The organism is Amycolatopsis vancoresmycina (genome assembly GCF_000716785.1).
Lineage (GTDB): Bacteria > Actinomycetota > Actinomycetes > Mycobacteriales > Pseudonocardiaceae > Amycolatopsis > Amycolatopsis vancoresmycina.
The window spans coordinates 128,538-144,207 of record NZ_JNYY01000025.1; the positions used below are offsets into that span (position 1 = coordinate 128,538).

Genomic DNA, 15,670 nt, shown 5'->3' on the forward strand with positions numbered 1-15,670 from the left:
GGAGTTCGAGGGGGGTGCCGGTGCGGCCCCGGCCACGACGGGCCGGGACCGGACCGGCTCAGCGTCCGCACGGACCTCCGCTGCGGCCGCCGAAGAGCGCCGCGGGATCCGGCCCTGTCACCGTCGACGGCAGGCCGGATCCCGCGGTCCCGCCCGGCCGGTCAGGCGGCCGGGCGGAACAGCGGCGAGCCGGGCCCGGCGGGACGGGCCGCGGTCACCGCGGGGTGGAGACCGGGCCGGACGGCGGCTGCGCTGCACCGCCCGGCCCGGAGCCGTTACTGCACCGCCGGGTAGGCGTTCTGGACCAGTTCCTCGAACTGGGTCTCGAACCACTTGCCCGACAGCGGGGCGTTCGGCAGCGCGCCGGTCAGGTTGCCGCCGTTGGCCTGCTGGCTGCCGTGGAACGTCGGGTCGCACATCGGGTCCGCGCCCTTGCCCTCGTCGTTCGGGATCTGGGTGCTCGCGCCGTCGGACTCACCCGGCGGCTTGATCCAGACGTAGGCGTCGAAGTGCGCCGCGGGAGCCGCCGTGGGCCGCACGCCCAGCCCCGCCCCGCTCTGGTTGCACCAGTTGCCGCGGTGCAGCCGCCGGTCGATCCGGCCCGAGTTCACATAGCTGTCCACAGTGGACCCGGAAGCACCGCTGGGCCGGGCCGAGCCGCCCCAGCCGTTGCGCGAGGTGTCGATCAGCATGCCGATGCCGCTGGGCAGGCCGGCCGAGACGAACGCGCTGTACATCGCCGAGGCGAACGGCACCTCCGCGAAGTACGGGTTGTACTGGTAGAACGTCGCCGACTTCAGCGGCTGCCCGCCCACGTTGAGGTTCGAGTCCGGCAGGTACGGCTCGGTCAGCGGCGTGTAGTTGGCCGTGTCGCTGATGAAGCCGTCGATGCTGTTGACGCCGGCCGTGGTGCCCTGCAGCGTCTGCTTGACCAGGTTGACGAACGGCTGGAAGTTGCTGTCCCAGCCCAGCCACGCCGAGTGCGCGATGTCCAGGTAGTTGTAGACGTTGGTGATCGCGTGCAGCTTGTTCAGCGCGTACTGGATGCCCTGCGTGTACGCCCCGCTGGACTGCGCTTCCGCGCAGGTCGCCATCGAGGTGTTCGTGATCAGGTTCGGCAGCGAGTCCGGCTCGACGATCGCGACGATCCGCAGCGGCGCGTACTTCGCGTCGGACAGGATCGAGGCGATCGGGTCGATGTACTCGCTCTTGTACCGGGCCAGGCCGTTCTGGGCGACCTTCAGCTCACCGTTGGACGCCAGCGCCGCGCAGTCGCGGTTCGGCAGGTCGTAGACGACGATCTGGATGGTCACCGGCGTGCCGCCGCTCGCCTGGGACAGCGCCGCGTCGAGGTGCCCGCGCAGGCCGCGCGCGCTCGACGTGCCCTCGATCGCCGCGATCCGGTCCAGCCAGACCGCGGTCGAGGTGTTGGCCACCTTGGCCATCTGGGCACCGAGGGTGCCGCCCTTGGCCGCGGCCGCCGCGCTCACCTCGCCCGACCAGTCCGGGTTCACGTACCCCTTGGCCCCGGCGTACGGGTTCTCCACGTGGGTCCCCGGCTGCGGCGTCGTGGTGACCGTCGTCGGGGTGGTGGGCGTGGTCGGGGTCGTCGGCGTGGTCGGGGTCGTGGGCGTCGTCGGCGTGGTCGGCGTCGTCGACGTGCCGCCCGGGGTGCCGTCGCAGTGGTTGCCGTTGAGCGAGAACGACGTCGGGATCGTGTTCGTGCCCGAGTACGATCCGTTGAAACCGAAGTTCGCCGTGGCGTTCGTGCCCAGCGTCCCGCCCCACGACGGGTTCTTCGCGCTCACGTGCTTGCCGCTCTGGCTGAACGTGGCGCTCCAGCCCTGCTGCACCTGCTGGTTGCCGGCGAAGTCCCATTCGACGTTCCAGGACGAGACGGAGTCGCCCAGGTTGGTCACCGCGATGTTGGCGGTGAAGCCGGTGTCCCACTGGTTGACCGTGTAGGTGACCTTGCAGCCGGTGGCGGCGCCCGCCGGACTACCCCCGGCCACCAGCAATCCGGCGGTCATCGCCGCCGCCGTCAGAGAGGACGCCACGGCGAACCGTGACTTCCTCTTCGCGGACCAGAATTCACTCTTCATCGAGTGCGCTCCTTCGTCGTTCGGTGGGGTGGGTCAGGTGGTGCAGGCGGTCGCGCCGACGGCGAAGCCGCCCGGTGCGCCGGTCGAGGGGCCGGTGGCCTGGATGCCGATCGACACCGAGGCGCCGCCGGCCAGGTCGGGCGCCCACGTGGGCGCCTTGGCCGTGGCCTGCTGTCCGGTCTGCGACACCGTGGCGTTCCAGCCGCCGGTGATCTGCGTGCCGGACGGCACGGTCCAGCCGAGCGCCCAGTTCTTCAGCGCGGACGTCCCGGTGTTCTTCAGGGTCACGGTGGCGATGAACCCGCCCTGCCACGTGTTGTCGACGTGGTAGGTGACCGCGCAGCTCGCCGCGGGCGGCGGGTCGCCCGGACCGCCGCCCGAGCCCACCGGCGGGATCAGGTACGGCTGCAGGATCGCCTGCTTGGTCTGGTTGACCGTGGTCCAGTCGTCGTTGAGGATGCCGCCGGTGTCCCCGGAGTTCGGGTTCCACGACCAGTACGTGAAGCTCATCCCGGACGGCCCCGACCCCGCGTACTTCATCAGTTCCTGCAGCCAGACCTTGTCGCGCGGGTCGGCGAGGGTGGAGCCGAACTCGCCGAGCAGCACCGGCGCGATGTTCTGCTTCTGCAGGTAGCCGAAGAAGTGGTCCCACAGCGCGGGCAGGTTCGCCGGGAACGCCGGGTCGGAGAACCACGTCTGGGCGAACACCGACGTCGCGTACTCGTGCGCCGAGTACACCAGCTTGTCCGGTTTGGACAGTCGCACCGGGAACTGCTTCGCGCCGGAGAGGTTTCCGCCCCACCAGCCGCACTGCGGGTCGCCGGTGCCGCTGACGCAGTCCACGCCCTCGACCACGATCAGCCAGTCCGGGTTGGCCGCCAGCACGGCGTTGCCGGCCCGTTCGGCGGCGAGCCGCCAGTCGGTCGCGGTGTCGCCGCAGCCCCAGCAGGCCCCGCCGCCGCCCTGGATCGAGTGCGGCTCGTTGTGCAGGTCCGCGCCGATCACCGTCGGGTTGCCCTTGTAGTGCTGGGCCAGCATCGTCCAGTCGGAGATCCACCGGCTTTCGGAGTACGCGCTGGTGTACCAGAGCGGGGACTGCGCGCCGGAGTCCGGCCGGTGCCGGTCCAGCAGCACGCGCATGCCCTTGACACCGGCGTATGCGACGATCTTGTCCAGCACCTGCAGCCCGGTCAGGCCCTGCAGGTCCGGGTTCGCCACCTGGTCGATGCTGACCGGCTTCGAGCCGCTGTCGAACAGCTGGTTCGAGTACGGCAGCCGCAGCGTGTTGTACCCGAGCCCGGCCATCTGGTCGAGCATGTCCTTGTAGTTGCGGCTCCACAGGCCGTGCGGCGAGTAGTTGGCCGTCTCGGCGCCGAACCAGTTGACCCCGGTCATCCGGACCGGCGCGCCGGTCGAGTCCACCAGCTGGGAGCCGGAAGCGTGCCAGAACCCGGTGCCGGTACCGGTCGCCGCGGTGGTCTGGAGGGCCGCGGCGGCCGGGGACGCCGTGAGAACGGCGCCCCCGACCAGTGCGGCGACCACCAGTGAGAGCAGTCGCTTCATCAAGTGCCTTTCAGCCGAACAGGGCGACGTGCGCGGCGAACGCCGTGGCGATCTCCGACTGCGCCCAGAACCGGTGGTAGGTGAACGTCGGCGCGGCGCCACCGTCCAGGTAGGACTGGACCTTCGGCCACTGCGGGTCGCTCTTGTAGAACGAGCGGATCGACAGGAACGTCGAGTTCGCGTTGATCGGGTCGCCGTTCGGCATCGTGCCGCTCCAGCCCGAGGGCACGTAGAGCCCCTGGTCCGTGGTGGCGTTGTAGGTGTCGTCGAACCGGTTGTAGTCCGTCCGGGTCTCCGGCACCGCGATGCCCTTGCTGTCGGCGTTCGCGGTCAGGGCGGTGAGCAGCTGCTCCCCGACCGTCTTCGCCTGGGCGTTGCTCGACCCCGACGCGTAGTACAGCAGCGTCTTGGCCAGCGAAGCCGCGACACCCACGTCCTGGCTGAAGTTCTTCACCGTGACGTGCAGGCCGGTGTTCGCACCCGGGCTGGTGGCGTTCCAGGTGTCCGGCGCGCCGCTCCAGGTCAGGTCGGACGGGATCTGGAAGCTGCCGCCGGCGCCGACCGTGGTGTTCGCGATCGCCCAGGGCACCCACTTGTCGAGGATCTTCTTGGCGCGGGCGTCGTTCGTCGCCTGGTAGTACTCGGCGATCCGCTCCATGCCCCAGGTCTGGAAGCCGAACCACTGGTTGCTCGGCGGGTCGTGCCAGACCGGCTGGTAGTCGTAGAACATCCCGTAGAAGGTCGGCGTGCCCGACGGCGGGGTGCCGTACTGGCCGTCCCAGCTGTTCGTCGCGCCGCCGGCGAGGCCGCCTTCGGAGGACTGCAGCCACTGCAGGAACTCCAGCTGCCGGCCGAGGCTGGTCGCCCAGTCCTGCGCACCGGTCGCCGAGGTGACCTTCAGGCCCGGGTCGTTGGCCAGCGCGTACGCGGCCAGCGGGTTCTGGTAGCCCTGGTGCGCCGCGCCGTCCCCGATCCGCCACGCCCACGCGCTGGAGGAGTCCATCGAACCGCCCCAGGCGTAGTACCACGAGATCAGGTAGTGCTCGCTGTCCTTGCCGGTGCCGGCCGCGCAGCTCGACGCGCCGACGCAGTTGCCGATCTTCTTGAAGTACTTGTCGAACAGCGAGTACCGGAGGTAGTCGCCCATCTTCGACGCCTTCTTCACCACGGCCGAGACATCGGCGCTCTTGCCCTGCGCGGCCGCCCACTTCTCTGCCTGGAAGGCCACCTGCACGGCGCGGGCGTCCGCGTCGGGCGCGTCGGTGTACTTCCACTGCTTGGCGTAGGAGGAGTCGCCGGTGAACAGGTCGAGGTACCCGTTCTTGCCACCGAACTTCAGCAGGTCGCAGCTGGGCTGGGTGACCGTCTCCCAGACCGACTCCTGCGAGCCGCGCTGGAAGGTGTTGATGAACGCCGGCGCGGTGTTGGTGCCGTCCTCGCAGTGCCCGAACTTGTAGATGTTGTCCACGTCGAGCAGCCAGTGCATGCCGTAGACGTCCGCGGAACCGTAGGCCGCCTTGAGCTCGGCCGCGATCGGGTCGGACCCGACGGAGACGCCGCTCTGCAGCTGCGACGGGTACTGCTTCGGGCTGGGGTACTCGGCCGCGTAGGTGGCGGGCTTGCTCGCGTTGTAGCCGGAGTTGCCCGGCTGGTCCGCCGCCGACGGGATCGCGTACGTCTCGATCGACGTCCACGCCTGGTTGAACGGGGACCAGTCACCGGTCACCCGGCCGTACGCCGCTTCGAGCCAGAGGTAGTAGCTGAACGCCTCCGACGTCGTCTCGTGGCCGTGGTCCGGTGCCTCGACGATCAGCGTCTCGATCGAGTGGTAGGGCACCAGGATGTTCCCGAACTTGCGGAAGTAGCCGTTGTTCGGGTCCTTGATCTTGTTGTACTGCGTGAGGAACGCGAGCTGGTAGTCCGAAGTGGACGACGAGATCTCGTTGACCGTCACGGTGGCCGCGGTGTAGCCGCTGCTGCTCGCGGTGAAGGTCGCGCTGCCCAGGTCGCCCCCGTTGTCGGCGCTGGTGACCGTCACGTTCTGCGGCACGTTCCAGTTCGACGTCGTGAACGTCAGGCTCGCCGGGCTCGCGGTGAGGTCCGTGCTGCCGGCCGTGCGCGCGACGGCCACGGTGACCGGGGCGCTCGGGGCGCCGGCGAGGCTGACCGCGAACGTCGTCGTGCCGCCCTGCTTGACCTGCGCGGTCGCCGGGGAGGCGACGATCGTCGGCCCGGAGAGGACCTTCACGCTGACCGGGCTCGAGGTGGTGCTCGCGCCCTTGTTGTCGTAGGCCTTCGCGGTGATCGAGTACGTCCCGGCCGGGACGTTGCCCCAGCTGCCCTCGAACGGCGCGGCCGTGTCGGTGGCCAGCAGCGTGTCGCCGGCGTAGAACTCGACCTTGCTGACCGTGCCGTCGCTGTCGGCGGCCGTGGCGGCCAGCGGGATCGTCGCCGGGGCGTAGTACGTGCCGGTTGAACTCGGCGAGGTCAGCGTGACCGTCGGTGCCTTGTTCGCGCCGGTGCACGCGGTGCCGTTCACCGAGAAGTCGGTGGGCGGCCGGTTGGCCGAGCCCTTCGAGCCGTTGAAGCCGAACGACGTGCTGGCCCCGGTGCCCAGGTGGCCGTTGTAGGACATGTTCGTCGCGGTGACCGCGGCGCCGGACTGGGCGAACGTGGCGCTCCAGCCCTGCTGGACCTTCTGGCCGTCGAGGAACGTCCAGCCGACCTTCCAGCTGTCGAACGGTGCGCCGTCGTTGCGCAGCGAGACGTTGGCGGTGAACCCGGTGTCCCAGTCGTTGGTGGTGTAGGTGACGGAACAGGCGATGTCGGCGCCGAGCGCCGGTGGTGGGGCGACCACCGCGCCCGTGACCGCCAGCACGGCCGAGGCCAGTGCCAGCGCACGGGCGCGCTTTCGGGGAGAGGAACGCATGGCTGCGGAACTCCTTTGTCCGTAGGGAGCCAGCGATCTGGGAGCGCTTCCAGGCGCAGACGGTAGCCAGCCGGAAACCTGGATGTAAAGAATCGAGTCAGAAGGACACCGCGGGTCCGGACGTCACACCTGCGCGCCGGGCGAACGCCGGCCCGCTGAACGCTCCTGAACAGCCGCCACCGTTCGTCGCGTTGTCACCCGTTCGGCCTAGCGAGACGGTTACGTGGCGTGCAATGAAACGTTATTTAGCGCCAAACGTGTACACCTGAGCGCCGAGGCTCCCACCGAGCGGGCAACGTCATCCGGCCGAGCACACGGCGAGTTGACCGCGGCCGGGCGCGCCGGCACGCGCCCAGGTGGCCGACACGCGTGTCCGGATGGACGACACGCGTGATTCCCGGGACGACACGCGTACCCCGGCGGACGACACGGGGGTCAGCTCGAGGCGCGGACCGCCAGGGAGACCGGGAGGACGTGCTGGCGGGGCTTCAGGTCCTGGTCGTCGAGCAGCTGCATGAGGATTTCGACCATGGCGTGGACCTGCTCGCGGGGGTCCTGGTGGACCGACGTCAGGGGCGGGTCCATGGCCGGGGCCAGGGTGGCGTTGTCGTCGAAGCTGACCACCGCGACGTCGTCCGGGATGCGGCGGCCCGCCGCGTCGAGGGTGCGCAGCGCGCCCACCGCCATCATGTCGCTGGCGACGAACACCGCGTCGAGGTCCGGGCGCCGGGCGAGCAGCGCGGACATCGCATTGGCCCCGCCGGAGAGCGTGAAGTCGGCCTCTTCGGCCAGGTCGGCGGGGTCGAGCCCGGCGTCGAGCAGGGTCTTGCGCCAGCCGGCGAGCCGGTCGATCGGGGCGCTCTGGTCCTGCGGCCCGGCGACCGTGGCGATCCGCCGCCGCCCGGCCGCGACCAGGTGCTGCACCGCCAGCCGGGCGCCGCCCTCGTTGTCGAAGTCGACGACGTGCACGCCGCGCCGGATGCCGGCCGCCTGCCCGCCGAACACGATCGGGATCCGCAGCAGCCGCAGCGCCTTGGGCAGCGGGTCGGCGCGGTGCGGCGCGAAGACGAGCGCGCCGTCGACGTGGCCGCCCTCGAGGAACCGCACGGTCTTGCTCAGGTCCTCGCGGGTGTCGCTGAAGATCAGCACCATCTGGCGGCCGACGTCGGCGAGCTCGCGGTAGCCGGCGCGCACGACGGCGGTGCGGTAGTGGTCGAGCAGCAGGTCCTCGGGCTCCGACAGCACCACGGCGACCGCCCCGGTGCGGCGGGTGACCAGCGACCGCGCTGCTTGGTTCGGGGAATAGCCCAGGTCACGGGCCGCGGCGAGCACCTTCTCGCGCGCCGCCGCACTGACGTACGCGTCGTCGTTCAGCGCGCGCGACGCCGTCGACCGCGACACGCCGGCGAACGCCGCGACGTCCTCCAGTGTCGGCCGTTCTTCATCCCCTGCTCGAGGCCCCACGGCACCGCCCTCATTCACCACAACCACCCTGACGGACTCAGCTTAACGTTCACGCAAGCCGGCGTCCGGGAGCGCTCCTCGCAGGAAACACTCCGGTTACGACCTCTTGACACCGGTGAACGCCCCCACCAGACTCTGCCACACCTGGGAGCGCTCCCAGATCGGCTCCCAGCAGTGAGAGCGCTCATTCCCGTCAACAAGGTGGTTGGACACGTGAGAACGATCCGGAACGGCCTGGTCCTGGCACTGGGCATCACGATGACGGCGCTCGGCGCCACAGCCTGCAGCGGAGGCGGTGGTAACCAGCAGACCCCGGCCGCGGCGGCGCCCAACGAGCACGTCGACCTGACGCTGGCGACCTTCACCGAGTTCGGCTACGAGGCCCTCATCCCGGAGTACGAGCGACTGCACCCCAACATCAAGATCACCCACCGCAAGACCGGCCAGGGCGGGCCCTACCACCAGGACCTCACCACCAAGCTGGCCGCCGGATCGGGCCTCGCCGACGTCACGGCGCTGGAAGAGGGCCACCTGTCGGACTTCCTCGACAAGGGTTCGAAGTTCAACGACCTGAGCAAGATCGGGCCGGCCGACGCCTCCCCCGACCGCTGGCTCGGCTGGAAGTACGACGCCGCCAAGACCAAGGACGGCAAGGTCATCGGCTACGGCACCGACATCGGGCCGCTCGCCATGTGCTACCGCAAGGACCTGTTCCAGGCCGCGGGCCTGCCGACCGACCCCGAAGCGGTGAAGCCGCTGTTCGCCACCTGGGACAGCTACTTCCAGGCCGGTGCCGACTACTCCGCCAAGACCCACAAGGCCTGGTTCGACTCGGCCGCGCAGAACTTCAACGCCATGGTCAACCAGCTGCCCGAGGGCTACATCAGCACCGACGACAAGCTCGCCGTCGAGACCAACCAGGGCATCAAGGACGCCTGGACCAAGGTCACCGACGCGGTCGCCAAGGGCGAGTCCGCCAAGCTCACGGCGTTCAGCCCGGAGTGGAACACCGGCTTCAAGCAGGGCGCGTTCGCCACGAAGGTGTGCCCGTCGTGGATGCTCGGCGTGATCAAGGAGCAGGCGGGCCCGGAGAACGCGAACAAGTGGGCCGTCACCGCGGCCTTCCCCGGCGGCGGCGGCAACTGGGGCGGTTCGTACCTGACCGTGCCGACGCAGTCCAAGCACCCGAAGGAGGCCGCCGAGCTGGCCGCCTGGCTGACCGCCCCCGAGCAGCAGATCAAGGCGTTCCAGGCGAAGGGCAACTTCCCCAGCCAGGTCAAGGCGCTGACCGACCCGGCCCTGCTGAGCCAGACCGACGCCTACTTCGGTGGCGCCAAGATCGGCGAGCTGTTCGCCGAGCAGGCCAAGAAGGTTCAGAAGCCGCAGTACAAGGGCCCCGGTGACGGCCAGATCCAGGAGAACGCGTCGAGCCCGGCCCTGAAGGCCGTCGAACAGGGCAAGTCGGCCGCGGACGGCTGGAACCAGATGGTCGAAGCCGCGAAGAAGATCACGCGCTGAACCGATGACCGTCATCGACAAGGTCGCGCCAGAAGGGAGTAAGGCCGGGGAGCGGGTGTCTCCCCGGCCCACCTTCCGTCACCGGTTGAGCCGGTGGGACGTCAAGGTGTCGCCGTACCTGTACGTCGCGCCGTTCTTCATCGTCTTCGGGATCGTCGGCCTGTTCCCGCTGCTCTACACCGCGTACGTTTCACTGTTCAAGTGGAAGGCCGGGGGCGACGACCCGGACTTCATCGGCCTCGACAACTACAAGGACCTGTTCGCCGACAGCCAGTTCTGGAACGCGCTGGTCAACACGATCAGCATCTTCCTGCTCTCCAGCGTCCCGCAGCTGATCATCGCGGTGCTGCTGGCCGCCCTGATGGGCGCCCGGCTGCGCGGGGCGACCGGCTGGCGCGTCGGCATCCTGCTCCCGTACGCGGCCAGCCTCGTCTCGATCGGGATCATCTTCGCCAACCTGTTCGGCCCCCAGTACGGGCTGATCAACGGCGTGCTCCAGACGATCGGGCTGGACCCGGTCGACTGGCAGGCCAGCCGGTTCGCCAGCCACATCGCGATCGCGACCATGGTGAACTGGCGCTGGACCGGCTACAACGCCCTGATCGTGCTGGCGGCCATGCAGGCCATCCCCAAGGAGCTGCACGAGGCGGCGCTGATCGACGGCGCGGGCCTGTGGCGCCGGTTCTTCAACGTCACGCTGCCGCTGCTGAAGCCGACGCTGATCTTCGTCACCATCACCTCGACGATCGGCGGCCTGCAGATCTTCACCGAGCCCAAGCTGTTCGACGCCATGCCGGGGTCGAACAACGGCGGTTCGACCAACCAGTTCCAGACCGTGACGCTGTACCTGTACCAGATGGCGTTCGAGAACTCGAGCCTCGGCTACGCCTCGGCGATCGCCTGGGTGCTGTTCCTGGTCATCGTGCTCATCGCGCTGGTGAACTTCTTCCTCACCGGCCGGCTCGCCCGAACCCCGGCGGTGAAGAAGAAATGACGACCCTGCAAGGCGGGCTGCGCAAGAGCGTCGCCACCCTCGGCAAGCCGCGCAAGGCGACCTACGTCGTGCTGGCGATCTTCGTGCTCGGCTCGCTGTTCCCGTTCTACTGGTCGTTCCTGGTGGCCAGCCGCGACAACGGGATGCTCACCGAGCGGATCCCGCCGTTCCTGCCCGGCGGGAACTTCTTCGCCAACGCCCAGCGGGTGTTCGACACCGTGCCGTTCTGGAAAGCGCTCGCCAACAGCATCATCGTGTCCGGTACGGTCACGCTGACCACGGTGCTGTTCTCGTCGCTGGCCGGGTTCGCCTTCGCCAAGCTGCGGTTCCGCGGCCGCAACGGGTTGTTCGTGTTCATCGTCGTCACGCTCGCCGTGCCGACCCAGCTCGGCATCATCCCGCTGTTCATCGCGATGTCGGAGCTGGGCTGGGCCGGGCACCTGGAGGCGGTGATCGTGCCCAACCTGGTCACCGCGTTCGGCGTGTTCTGGATGCGGCAGTACACAGTGGACGCTCTGCCGTACGAGCTGGTCGAGGCCGCGCGCGTGGACGGCTGCAGCATGATCCGGATCTTCTGGAACGTCTGCCTGCCCGCCGTGCGCCCGGCCGCGGCGATCCTCGCGATGTTCACGTTCATGATGTCGTGGAACGACTTCCTGTGGCCGCTCGTCGTGCTGGACGCCGGCAACCCCACCGTCCAGGTGGCCCTGGAAAAGCTGCAGAGCGGCTACTACGTCGACTATTCGCTCGTCCTGGCCGGCACGACGCTGGCCACCATCCCCATCCTCATCGTCTTCGTCCTCCTCGGCCGCCAGATCGTGGCCGGGATCATGCAAGGTGCCGTGAAAGGGTGAACATGTCCGTAGAACCCGACAGCGTTCGGGCGACCGAGTTCCGGGAAGACGCCGCGCTGATGTTCCCGCCCGGCTTCGTCTGGGGTGCCGCCACCGCGGCGTTCCAGGTCGAAGGGGCCACGACGGCCGACGGGCGCACCGACTCGGTCTGGGACGTCTTCGCCCGCCGTCCGGGCGCGGTCGTCGGTGGCGACACCGGCGACCCGGCCGCCGACCACTACCGGCGGTACTCCGAAGACGTCGGCCTGATGCGCCGGCTCAACCTCGGTGCCTACCGCTTCTCGCTGGCGTGGCCGCGGGTGCGCCCGGACGGCGGCGAGCCCAACGCCGCCGGGCTCGCCTTCTACGACCGGCTGGTCGACTGCCTGCTCGAGTCCGGGGTCCAGCCGTGGGCGACGCTCTACCACTGGGACCTGCCGCAGGTGCTGGAGGAGCAGGGCGGCTGGGCCAACCGCGACACCGCGTACCGGTTCGCCGAGTACGCCGAAACCGTGCTGGAGCGGCTCGGTGACCGGGTCGCCAGCTGGTCGACGCTCAACGAGCCCTGGTGCGCGGCCATGCTCGGCTACGCGGGCGGCATCCACGCCCCCGGGCGCACCGACCACCCCGCCGCCGTCGCCGCCACGCACCACCTGCTGCTGGGCCACGGGCTGGCGATGGACATCATCCGGCAGCACGCCCCCGGTACCCCGGCCGGCATCACGCTGAACCTGTACCCGGTGGCCCCGCACGACCCGGCGAACGTCTCCGACGTCGCCGCGGCCCGGCGGATCGACGGCCTGCAGAACCGGCTGTTCCTCGACCCGGTGCTGCGCGGCGGCTACCCGGACGACCTGGTCGCCGACCTCGAGCCGTTCGGCTTCGGCGACGTGGTCCGCGACGAGGACGCCGCCGTCATCGCCGCCCACGTCGACTGGGTCGGCGTGAACTACTACCGCGACTACCGCGTCGCGGGCCGCCCGGTGCCGGGCAGCGAGCCGGCGGGCCCGGAGTGGGTCGGCGCCGCCGACGTGCACTTCGTCCCGGACCCGGCGGCGCCGCGCACCGACTCCGGCTGGGAGGTCCAGCCGGCCGGGCTGACCGAGTCGCTGCTGCAGGTGCACCGCGGCTACCGGCCGGTGCCGCTGTACATCACGGAGAACGGCGCGGCCTACCCCGACGTCGTCGGCGACGGCGGTGACATCGTCGACACCGACCGCGTCGCGTTCCTGGACTCCCACCTGCGGGCCTGCCACGACGCCATCCAGGCCGGCGTCGACCTGCGCGGGTACTTCTACTGGTCGCTGCTGGACAACTTCGAGTGGGCCGAGGGGTACGCGAAGCGGTTCGGCCTGGTCCACGTCGACTACGAGACCCAGCAGCGGACGCCGAAGCAGAGTGCCCACTGGTACTCCCGGGTGATCGGCCTGAACGGGCTCGGCTGAGGGAGGCGCTCGTGGCGGGCACCGGCGCGGGTGCCCGCCACGAGCTCCCCGGGGTCGCGAATGACTCATTCGGGACCTCCGACGTCCCGAATGAGTCATTCGCGGCGTTGGTGCGGGGGGTGCGTTCCGGGCCTGCCGTTGCCAGACTGGCCGGTATGGGACTGCGCAGCGAAGCTTGGTTCGACAACCCGGCCAACCCGGGGATGACCGCGCTCTACCTCGAGCGGTACCTGAACTGGGGCCTGACCCGGGAGGAGCTGCAGTCCGGCAAACCGGTCATCGGGATCGCGCAGACCGGCTCGGACCTCACCCCGTGCAACCGGCACCACCTGCAGCTGGCCGACCGGACCCGGGAAGGCATCCGCGAGGCGGGCGGGATCGCGATCGAGTTCCCGGTGCACCCGATCCAGGAGACGGGCAAGCGCCCGACCGCGGCCCTGGACCGCAACCTCGCCTACCTCGGCCTGGTCGAGACGCTCTACGGCTACCCGATCGACGGCGTCGTGCTCACCACCGGCTGCGACAAGACGACCCCGGCGTGCCTGATGGCCGCCGCGACCGTCGACATCCCGGCGATCGTGCTCTCCGGCGGCCCGATGCTCAACGGCTGGTACAACGGCGAGCGCACCGGGTCCGGCACGATCATCTGGAAGGCGCGGGAACTGCTGGCCGCCGGCGAGATCGACGCCGCCGGGTTCATGGACCTCGTCGCGTCCTCGGCGCCGTCGCCGGGGCACTGCAACACGATGGGCACGGCGTCCACGATGAACGCGCTCGCCGAAGCGCTCGGGATGAGCCTGCCCGGCTGCGCGGCCATCCCGGCGCCGCACCGCGACCGGGCGCGGATGGCCTACCGGACCGGGCTGCGGATCGTCGAGCTGGTCCGCGAGGACCTCAAGCCGTCGGACATCCTGACGCGCGAGGCGTTCGAGAACGCCATCGTGGTGAGTTCCGCGATCGGCGGGTCGACCAACGCCCCCATCCACCTCGGTGCCATCGCCCGGCACATCGGCGTCGACCTGCCGCTGGCCGACTGGCAGCGGCTCGGCCACGCCGTCCCGCTGCTGGTCGACCTGCAGCCCGCGGGCAAGTACCTCGGCGAGGAGTTCCACCGGGCGGGCGGCGTCCCGGCCGTGGTGCACGAGCTGATGCGGCACGGCCTGGTCCACGAGGACGCGCGCACGGTCAACGGCCGCACGCTCGGCGACAACTGCCGCGACGCCGAGGCCGGCGACCGGGACGTCATCCGCACCTTCGAGACCGCCCTCACCCCGGACGCCGGGTTCCTGGTGCTGCGGGGCAACCTGTTCGACGCCGCGATCATGAAGTCCAGCGTGATCTCGCCGGAGTTCCGGCGGCGGTACCTGGACGGCGGGGTCTACGAAGGCACCGCGGTCGTGTTCGACGGCCCCGAGGACTACCACGCCCGCATCGACGAGGAGGACCTCGGCGTCGACGAGCACTCCCTGCTGGTGATGCGCGGCACCGGCCCGCTCGGCTACCCCGGCTCCGCGGAGGTGGTGAACATGCGGCCGCCCGCGGAGCTGATCAAGCGGGGCGTGCACGAGCTGCCCTGCCTCGGCGACGGCCGCCAGTCGGGCACCTCCGGGTCGCCGTCGATCCTCAACGCCTCCCCCGAAGCCGCGGCGGGCGGCGGGCTCGCCGTGCTGCGCACCGGCGACCGGGTGCGGATCGACCTGCGGGCCGGCACCGCCGACGTCCTCGTCCCGGACGAGGAGCTGGAACGGCGGCGCGCGGAGCTGGCCGAGGCGGGTGGCTACCCGGTGCCGGAGTCGCAGACGCCGTGGCAGGAGATCCAGCGGTCGATGGTCGACCAGCTGTGCGACGGCATGGTGCTGCGCCCGGCGGTGGCGTACCAGCGGATCGCGGCCACGAAGGGGATACCCCGCGACAACCACTGAGTTTGCCGCTTCGGAAGCGGGGAAAACGGGTATCCAGCCCGGTAGCCGAGGCGAGGAGGCCCCCCATGCTCCCGGATCGTGAACGCCACGCCCTGCGTGAGATCGAGGCGGAGCTGAAAGCGAGCGACCCCGCGTTCGCCGCCGCCTTCAGCGGCCGGAAGCTGCGCTCGCCGAGGCGGTGGCCCCTGTTGCTGGTGCTCTGCGACGTCACGGCCGTGGTGATGCTCGTGGTCGGCCTCTTCGCCCGGGACGCCGCCCTCGTGCTCTGGGGCACGGTGAGCGCGGGCGCACTGGTGGCCTGGCACATCGCCCGCGCCGAATCGGCCCGTGAGTCCACTGAGGACGGTGCACCGGCCGCCGGTCCCGCCTGACCGCCCGCGTGCCGAAGGCCGCCCACGTGCTCGTGGGCGGCCTTCGCGGTGGCCGGTCGGCTCAGTCGTAGGAGAGGGCCTCCACGAGCTCGCCGGCGCTCGGGTTCGGCAGCGCCCTGGCCACGTCGGCCTGGGCGACGATGCCGATCAGGTCGTGCCCGTCGATCACCGGCAGCCGGCGGACGCGGTGCTCGGACATGGTGCGCAGGACCTCCTGCGCGTCGTCGTCCGCGCCGATCGTCACGACCTCGCCCTGGGCCAGCTCGCCGACGTGGAGGGCGCGCGGGTCCTTGCCCTCGGCCAGCACCTTCACCACGATGTCCCGGTCGGTGATCATGCCCTTCAGGCGGTTGTCCTCACCGCAGATCGGGAGGGCGCCGACGCCCTTCTCCGCCATGGTGACCGCGGCGTCGTGCACGGTGTCCGACTCCCGGGCGCAGGTCGCGTCCGACGTCATGATGTCGCGTGCGGTGGTCATCGTGAACTCCTTTCGCTCCGCCGGTGTCCCTCCGGCTACCCGGGCCGGGCG

11 protein-coding genes are annotated in these 15,670 nt (G+C 70.3%); 6 read left to right on the forward strand and 5 right to left on the reverse strand.

What is annotated here, in order from left to right:
• Nucleotides 1-275: 275 nt before the first annotated feature.
• The 4 genes from OO60_RS38870 to OO60_RS38885 form a co-directional block, all read right to left on the reverse strand.
• On the reverse strand, nucleotides 276-2,102 hold the full coding sequence (locus tag OO60_RS38870) for a glycoside hydrolase family 6 protein (RefSeq protein ID WP_003064656.1): 1,827 nt from the start codon (nucleotides 2,100-2,102) through the stop codon (nucleotides 276-278).
• A 33-nt stretch (nucleotides 2,103-2,135) separates the two neighbouring features.
• The gene (locus tag OO60_RS38875) at nucleotides 2,136-3,665 is read right to left on the reverse strand and encodes a cellulase family glycosylhydrolase (RefSeq protein WP_003064659.1); all 1,530 of its coding nucleotides are present in this window, start codon (nucleotides 3,663-3,665) and stop codon (nucleotides 2,136-2,138) included.
• A 10-nt stretch (nucleotides 3,666-3,675) separates the two neighbouring features.
• Nucleotides 3,676-6,594, reverse strand: a complete 2,919-nt coding sequence (locus OO60_RS38880) for a glycoside hydrolase family 48 protein (RefSeq protein WP_003064662.1) — start codon at nucleotides 6,592-6,594, stop codon at nucleotides 3,676-3,678.
• 435 nt (nucleotides 6,595-7,029) lie between these two features.
• Nucleotides 7,030-8,022, reverse strand: coding sequence for a LacI family DNA-binding transcriptional regulator (locus tag OO60_RS38885; RefSeq protein ID WP_081655748.1), 993 nt, complete (start codon nucleotides 8,020-8,022; stop codon nucleotides 7,030-7,032).
• Between the two features lie 249 nt (nucleotides 8,023-8,271).
• Between OO60_RS38885 and OO60_RS38890 the strand changes: the two genes are divergently transcribed.
• The 6 genes from OO60_RS38890 (at nucleotide 8,272) to OO60_RS38915 (ending at nucleotide 15,141) form a co-directional block, all read left to right on the forward strand.
• Nucleotides 8,272-9,576, forward strand: a complete 1,305-nt coding sequence (locus tag OO60_RS38890) for an ABC transporter substrate-binding protein (protein ID WP_003064668.1) — start codon at nucleotides 8,272-8,274, stop codon at nucleotides 9,574-9,576.
• A 4-nt stretch (nucleotides 9,577-9,580) separates the two neighbouring features.
• Complete coding sequence (locus OO60_RS38895) at nucleotides 9,581-10,570, forward strand: carbohydrate ABC transporter permease (RefSeq protein WP_003064672.1); 990 nt, start codon at nucleotides 9,581-9,583, stop codon at nucleotides 10,568-10,570.
• A complete protein-coding gene (locus tag OO60_RS38900) occupies nucleotides 10,567-11,424 on the forward strand; it encodes a carbohydrate ABC transporter permease (protein ID WP_003064674.1) in 858 nt (285 codons plus the stop codon). The genes OO60_RS38895 and OO60_RS38900 overlap by 4 nt, the downstream gene beginning before the upstream one ends.
• A 2-nt stretch (nucleotides 11,425-11,426) precedes the next feature.
• Nucleotides 11,427-12,848, forward strand: coding sequence for a GH1 family beta-glucosidase (locus tag OO60_RS38905; protein ID WP_167346747.1), 1,422 nt, complete (start codon nucleotides 11,427-11,429; stop codon nucleotides 12,846-12,848).
• 155 nt (nucleotides 12,849-13,003) lie between these two features.
• The gene (locus OO60_RS38910; RefSeq protein WP_003064680.1) at nucleotides 13,004-14,770 is read left to right on the forward strand and encodes an IlvD/Edd family dehydratase; all 1,767 of its coding nucleotides are present in this window, start codon (nucleotides 13,004-13,006) and stop codon (nucleotides 14,768-14,770) included.
• A gap of 65 nt (nucleotides 14,771-14,835) precedes the next feature.
• Entirely contained in the window at nucleotides 14,836-15,141 is a 306-nt protein-coding gene (locus OO60_RS38915; RefSeq protein WP_003064683.1) for a DUF3040 domain-containing protein, read from the forward strand.
• A gap of 61 nt (nucleotides 15,142-15,202) precedes the next feature.
• On the opposite strand, the gene OO60_RS38920 is transcribed toward OO60_RS38915, so the two are convergent.
• Nucleotides 15,203-15,619 carry a CBS domain-containing protein gene (locus OO60_RS38920; RefSeq protein WP_003064685.1) on the reverse strand — a complete coding sequence of 139 codons (417 nt, stop codon included), beginning with the start codon at nucleotides 15,617-15,619 and terminating at the stop codon, nucleotides 15,203-15,205.
• Nucleotides 15,620-15,670: the final 51 nt, after the last annotated feature.